At 48.3% G+C, this 6,744-nt stretch carries 2 protein-coding genes; one reads left to right on the plus strand and one right to left on the minus strand.

Annotated elements, in window-relative coordinates; all coding sequences use genetic code 11:
* Positions 1-199: 199 nt before the first annotated feature.
* Positions 200-1,387: an ECF transporter S component gene (locus tag BT105_RS09630; protein WP_072300529.1), complete on the minus strand. Its 1,188-nt coding sequence runs from the start codon at positions 1,385-1,387 to the stop codon at positions 200-202.
* Between the two features lie 510 nt (positions 1,388-1,897).
* Between BT105_RS09630 and BT105_RS09635 the strand changes: the two genes are divergently transcribed.
* On the plus strand, positions 1,898-6,744 hold a 4,847-nt coding region (locus BT105_RS09635), incomplete at its 3' end, for a SpaA isopeptide-forming pilin-related protein (RefSeq protein ID WP_177243956.1).

Raw genomic sequence — 6,744 nt, forward strand, 5'->3', positions numbered from 1 at the left:
AAAGATATAAAAATAGTTTGCCCTACCAATAATTTTTTATAAAATAGTCCAATTATACTGTCAGTAATTTTTTTAGGCATGCCTTTTAACGGAGTTCATAATGGTAAAATGTTGCGAAATATGGTCGCTTTGTGACATTTTACCGCGGCGCGGTCAGCGCATAAAAAAGCCCTTCCATGTATGGAAAGGCTTTTTGCGTTTAGTCCTTGAGATTTTCGGGAGTCTTTATCAGCTTTGCCTTGAAGAGAGCGGTGCCGATAAGTGTTGAGAATACTGTTGAGATGACCATTTCAAACAATGCGTTGATGCCGACAGCGGTGATGATGAAGAGCAGTATGCTCTTGCCTCCTCTGAGTCTGTCGATGTAATTGAATTTTTTGTATACCTTAAGTGTATAATCGCCGTCGCTGAGTCCTCTGAGGGAAGCGCCCGACTCTGTGAATTTGGCAGTCTTGCCGTTTATTGTCTTGCCGTTGAGGACTGCTCCCTTGAGCTTGTCCGAGCTGAGCTCGAATCTCTCGGCAATATTTGCCGTTGTGGGGAGAGTATCCTTTGTATCGCCTACTGTGAGGACGAGGTCTTTGCCGAACTGTACATGGAGACCGTCTTTTGCGAACTCGACATCGTTGCCGGCGCTGTCCTTTACCTGTGAGATAACGCCGTTTCCGATAGTGATAGTGTACTTGTTGTCAAGACCTGTAGCTGTGTGATTAAAGAGTATCACAAGAGCTCCCATAAAGAAGATAGTGTTGAGGATAGCTGCCGAGAAGCCTGCGATTCCGCATGACTGCTGTACCTTTGAGAGGTCCTTCTTGTTGACGAACCAGAACATTGCAGCGAATCCTGCTGCGAACACGCCGATAAGTGTGAGCGCAATGGGGAGACCTGATGTGATGAAGTTATACATACCCTCGGACATCTTGTACTTGCCGTCCTTATCGTAGCAGATAAGAAGCATTACGGACAGGAAGAGTCCGATGAGGACGATGCCCGAAACTATACCTGAGATAACGGACAGAGCCTTCTTTGATTTTACCTTTGAAAGAACTGAGAAGATAAGTCCTACCAGCAGTCCGTCAAGTGCTCTGGGCACAACGCGCTGAATGAAAGTGAGTGTCGGGCTTATTTCCAGTGTAGCAGCTCCCATTCCGCTGAGAACTCCGATACCGAAGCACTGAAGGAAGCTGAAGATTCCGAACACGAGTCCCATGATAAGTCCGCCTGTTGGTCCGAGTGCGATGGCAGCTATTGCGATGGGGATGATGTTCAGGGTGATCGACAGCGGTCCGATTGGGATAGAGCCGATAGGTGTAAGTGAGAACAATGCTACGATAGCTGTCAGCAGTCCCAGAAGCACCAGTGACCGAACATTGATTTTCTTTTCCATATTAAATTTTCCTCCTTGTTACTACTCCTCATGCGAGGATATAATACAATATAAATATCATATCACCTTTTATAAAATTTGTAAATAGCCCGATTCTCCAGAAAGAAATTAACACGCAGTTCATAATTAGTGCGGATTGCATAAAATTCGACTGCTTGTATAAACAAATCACACAAAAGTAATACAGACTGTATAAAATTGCCTTTATATCAGTGGAACTGCCCATTTTATGCGAGTCACCCCGCTTTTGATGATGCGTTGACTACATGAAAGGAAACTTTGTTGAACCTGCTGTCAAACACGGAAAAATCTGACCTTTCGACAACAAACTGCACAAAAGTGGCGAAAAAATTTCTAATAATTAGTTAATGTTAAAATATTGCAATTTGTATACAGTTATGATATAATTAATGTGCAAAAGTCTGTAACTATATCCTGAAGCGTACAAGCGGCAGGAAGTTATTACGGGGAATTGTGGAATCATTTAGAAACAGAAAGGACGGAATGACCATGAAAAAATCATTGGGGAAGCGCCTGATAAGCGGCGTTACCTCAGGACTTCTGGCTGTGATGTACACGGTGCCGTCAGACCTCGGGCTCTCTGCATATGCAGATGATACCGCTGCTGACGGGCTTCCGATTGTCAACACGCCATATGAGGAGTCTATGTGGTACAGAGGAAATCCGCTTGGAATAGCAGGCGACTTCCATTTGTTTGCTTTCGATACTATCGAAACAATGAATGACAGTGCTCACATCAACGGTAATATCGCAGCGCCGAATTATCTTGTGGGCGCAAATCACGGACAGCTCAACACAGAAGGCACAGGACGGCTTCTCAACGTCGTCAGAGACTCTTTCAAGTTCAAGGAGGGCGGCGTTTACGATACCGCTGCTAAGAACGACGGGGTAAAGGGCTTCTCGCTGGGAAATATGAGCGACTTTATGTTCCCTGCGGACTGTACGCTCTCTATAGGCTATCCCGAGGGGAATCTTCAGTATCCTCAGGATACGAGCTCGGCTGTAAAGCTGAAAACTCCTTCTGCCGATTATACCATAGAGCTGTATACGGGCGGTCCCGGAAAAGCAGAGAGCTATATGGCTCACGCAGGCAGCAAGCTCATCGACTTTGAAAAGGAAAAGGCTAACTACCAGACAAGATCAAAGTCGTATGCTTCAATGGGCGAGAGCTATGCAAAGATAACATGGGAGGATAACCCCAACTATAACGAGTACGATCCCGGCAACAATCAGCCGCCTCAGGTCGGTACCCTTATGCTCAATCCCGAGGGCACCAATGTGCTCAATCTCACCGCAGATCAGCTTGATAACTACAGAGGACTGAAGGTTGCAGGCATCAACTTTGAGGACGGCACCTTCAAGGGTGAACAGGCTCTCGTGGTAAATATCGACCTTCAGGGCAAGTCAAAGCTCAGCTGGACTCCCGAATGGACCTACTGGACTATTGCCGAGCCTGCTGAGCACGTTGTCATCAAGGAAAAGGACAGCGCTCTCAACGGTACGAATATCATCTATAACTTCTATAACGCTGCTGAGGAAGGCACTCAGATAATTTACAATGAGGGTTCTTCATGGAACGAGGGCGAGATAGGAAGCGGCGGTACCGCTGAGCCGTGGGGCTGTGTGCTCGCACCTGACTGTGAGGTAGTTCCGAACAACATGAGCGGTACTATCATCGCACAGAATATCCGCCTCCACAATGAGACTCATATGTCTCCTTTCATGAACCCTGTGTCGGAAAAGGAAACTATCGACGTTTCTGCAAAGAAAACATGGAGCGACGGAGATGAAAAGCACAGCAGCGATAAGGTCGAGGTAACTCTTTACCGCGCTGACAAGGCAGGTCTCACAAATGTAAGCGCTGATCCTTCAGCTGAAAAGCTGGACGCAAAGACTCTCGACAGCTCAGATGATTGGACAGCTAAGTGGACAGCACTTCCGAAGGACGACGGCAAGGGCAATACATATTTCTACTATGCTGTGGAAACTCAGGTTCCCGACAAGTACGAGGTATCCTATACAGGAAACGGCGTCGGCGGAGGCAACAGAGAGATCGGCGTTATAAATACTCTCACCGTCGAGTCTGTTCCTGCAAAGCTGAAATTCGTAAAGTATAACGATACTATCAAGATAACCTCTGAGACTGACAGCTCTATCAAGACTGAAAGCTCAAAGAAGAAGCAGGAGGGCGCTAAGTTCACTCTTACTGCCAAGGAGACCGCAGGCGCAAAGCTCAATGAGGGCGTTACATCAAACCTCGACAGCAGCGGCACAGAGGGAACTCCGATATATTCTGCTGATTCAATAACATGGACTACGATACCTACGGATATCGAGTTCACAAATCTCCCCAACGGCATTTATGTGCTCTCAGAGACAGCTCCGAGAGGATATCAGTCGATAGACGATATAGAGTTCAGATTCGACAGCGGAACGGTCACAGTTATCAAAGGAAACAAGGATGTCACCACGGTATCTTCTGACGAAAAGAGCGCTGAGATAGATGTTGTCAACGAGCTCTTCACATTTGCTGTAAACAAGGTTGACGAGAACGGCGATCCTCTTATCGGCGCACGTCTCAGACTGGAAGGCACCACAGAAAGCGGCAGCGCAGTCAATATGACCAGCGTCAAGGCTCGCAGCCCGAAGTACTACACTGCTGACGGACGCGGCTGGGACGAGGGCGAGGATCTTGAAAACTACATTACCAAGGAAGGAAACAGAACTTCCTTTGAATGGGTATCCACAGGATCTGAGATAATCTTCACAGGTCTCCCCGAGGGCGACTACACTGTTGAAGAGGTAAGCGCTCCCGCAGGCTACGCTCTTTCAGGTGAGAAAGTCAAGTTCACTATCTCACGCAAGGACGGCAAGCTTGAGGCTGACAAGAAGAGTCTCACTATCACAAACAAGAAGATTGATTCTTCCGTAAAGATAAGCAAGGCTGACGTCGGCGGCGAGATCGTCGAGGGAGCTGAGTTCACACTTGTAAAGAACGACGGCGACAAGCTGGTTCAGGTGATAACAGATTACTCCGCAGACGATGTCAAGGCAATGACTTCAATGACAATGCCTCTCGAGATCAACGGCAAGAACCTTACAGTAAACGATGTTAAGGACGGTATGGGCTATACACTCAGCGGTCCTACATTCAGAAACGTTACTGTTGACGGAAATGCAGTTTCCGACGAGCAGAACGTGTTCACTACAACAGGCAAGGCTTCGGGCACAAAGCTCACTGTCGCCGGAATCCGCGGCGGCGCATACAAGCTGGAGCTCGAGGACGGACGAGTATTCAATATCGTGGCTGACGCCGACGAGGCAGCTGCTCCTAAGGTAACTGCATTCAAGGCTGAGAAGCTCAGCGAATACAAGTTCAAGGGCGGTGCGGCTGAAATAACAGGTCTTGAGGACGGCGAGTACGTGCTCAAGGAGACAGCTTCACCTAACGGCTACACAAAGGTGGATTCAGAATTCACATTCACAGTCAAGGACGGCGCAGTTGACAAGTCAAGCGTCAAGTCCGAGACCACAGGCGCAATAAAGGTGGCTGATGACGGTACGCTCATCATCACCGACAATGTTTCCGAGATAACAGTCGATAAGTACTTCGACGCAGACGGCAATACAACTCCTTCGGGCACAACCGAGGGCGCTGATATGAAGCTCACATTCAAGAAGGCTTCAGACAAGCCTGCAACAGTTATCAAGGACGCTGACACTCTTGCAGAGGGCAAGTCTGCTGAGTGGAACACAAAGACAACTCCTTCCAAGACCTTCAAGGGACTTATGGACGGTGAGTATGTTCTCGAAGAGGTAAATGCTCCTAAGGTATACGAAAAGGCTGCCTCAAAGACATTCACGATCGAGGACGGCGTTATAAAGGGCGACACTACTAATAAGGTAAGCCTCCTTAACGTAAAGAAGAACACTATCGTGCTTGACAAGCAGGCTCTCGGCGGAACACCTATCCCTGAGTCGGCAGGCAAGGCTAAGTTCACACTTATTGCAGGCGAGGGCTCAGACCTCAGCGGCGTAAGCATCAACGACGGCGACGTACTGGGCGAGGGAGTTAAGACTTCCGAGTTCGACGGCAACGTTGCTACATTCATGGGACTGAAGGACGGTACATATACTCTCCGTGAGGATACTGCTCCTACAGGCTATTCAGTAGTAAGCGACTTTACATTTACTGTAAAGGCTGGCAAGGTAACAGATGTATCATCTGTGACAACAGGCAGGGCTTACGTTGACGAGAACGGCAAGCTGGTCGTTGAGGACGCTCCGATACTGAACATCAGCAAGACTGACTTGGGCGGCAAGGAGATAACAGACGGCGCAGCAGAGTTCACTCTTACAGCAAAGGATACAGACGGTTCTCTCGCAGGCGTCAAGATAAACGGCGGCGAGGCTCTCAGCTCTGTTAAGTCAGCAGCATTCACAGGCAACACAACTAAGATAGAGTACCTCAAGGACGGTAAGTACTCACTCAAGGAGGACACAGCTCCCGCAGGCTACTCTGTAGTATCCGAATTCACATTCACAGTAAAGAACGGTCTGGTAACAGAGGTAAGCGCTGTAACAGACGGCGTTACCGAGCTTTCAAAGGACGGAACTACTGTAACAGTAAAGGACGCTCCTATCATCAAGCTCAACAAGACTGACCTCGGCGGAGCACCTATCCCCGAGACAGCAGGCAAGGTCGAGTATCAGCTCACTGCCAAGGACAGCACACTTGAGGGTGTGAAGATAAACGGCGGCGACGCTCTCAAGAGCACAGACAAGTCTGCTAAGATAGTGGGCAATATCTCAACTCTCGAGCACCTGAAAGACGGCAAGTATACTCTTACAGAGACAGTTGCTCCTGACGGCTATACAGTAGTATCAACATTTGATTTCACTGTAAAGAACGGCGTTGTTACAGATGTAACAGCAGTTACAACAGGCAATGTCACAAAGTCCGAGGACGGAAAGGCTATCACTGTTGCAGACGACGTTTCAAAGATTACCATCGACAAGAAGGCTCTCGGCGCTGAGGAAATTCCTGAGTCCGCTGGCAAGGCAACATTCGTGCTCACAGCTGAGGACGAGGGCAAGACTCTCGAGGGAGTAACAGTAGGCGACAAGACACTGACAGCGGACGACAAGTCCACAACATTCACAGGCAATAGCACAAAGTTCACAGGTCTTAAGGACGGCAAGTACAGTCTCGAAGAGACAGTTGCTCCCGACGGCTATACAACAGTTACAAAGTTCACATTCGACATCGAGAACGGTGTTGTAAAGAATGTAAGCACAGTAACAGACGGCAACGCTTACGTTGACGACAAGGGCAA

This window comes from Ruminococcus flavefaciens, assembly GCF_900119075.1.
Classification (GTDB): Bacteria; Bacillota; Clostridia; order Oscillospirales; family Ruminococcaceae; genus Ruminococcus; species Ruminococcus flavefaciens_Q.

Excerpts from the sequence above, each read along its gene's own strand:
- BT105_RS09630 (WP_072300529.1), bottom strand. The coding sequence starts at position 1,387 with ATGGAAAAGAAAATCAATGTTCGGTCACTGGTGCTTCTGGGACTGCTG.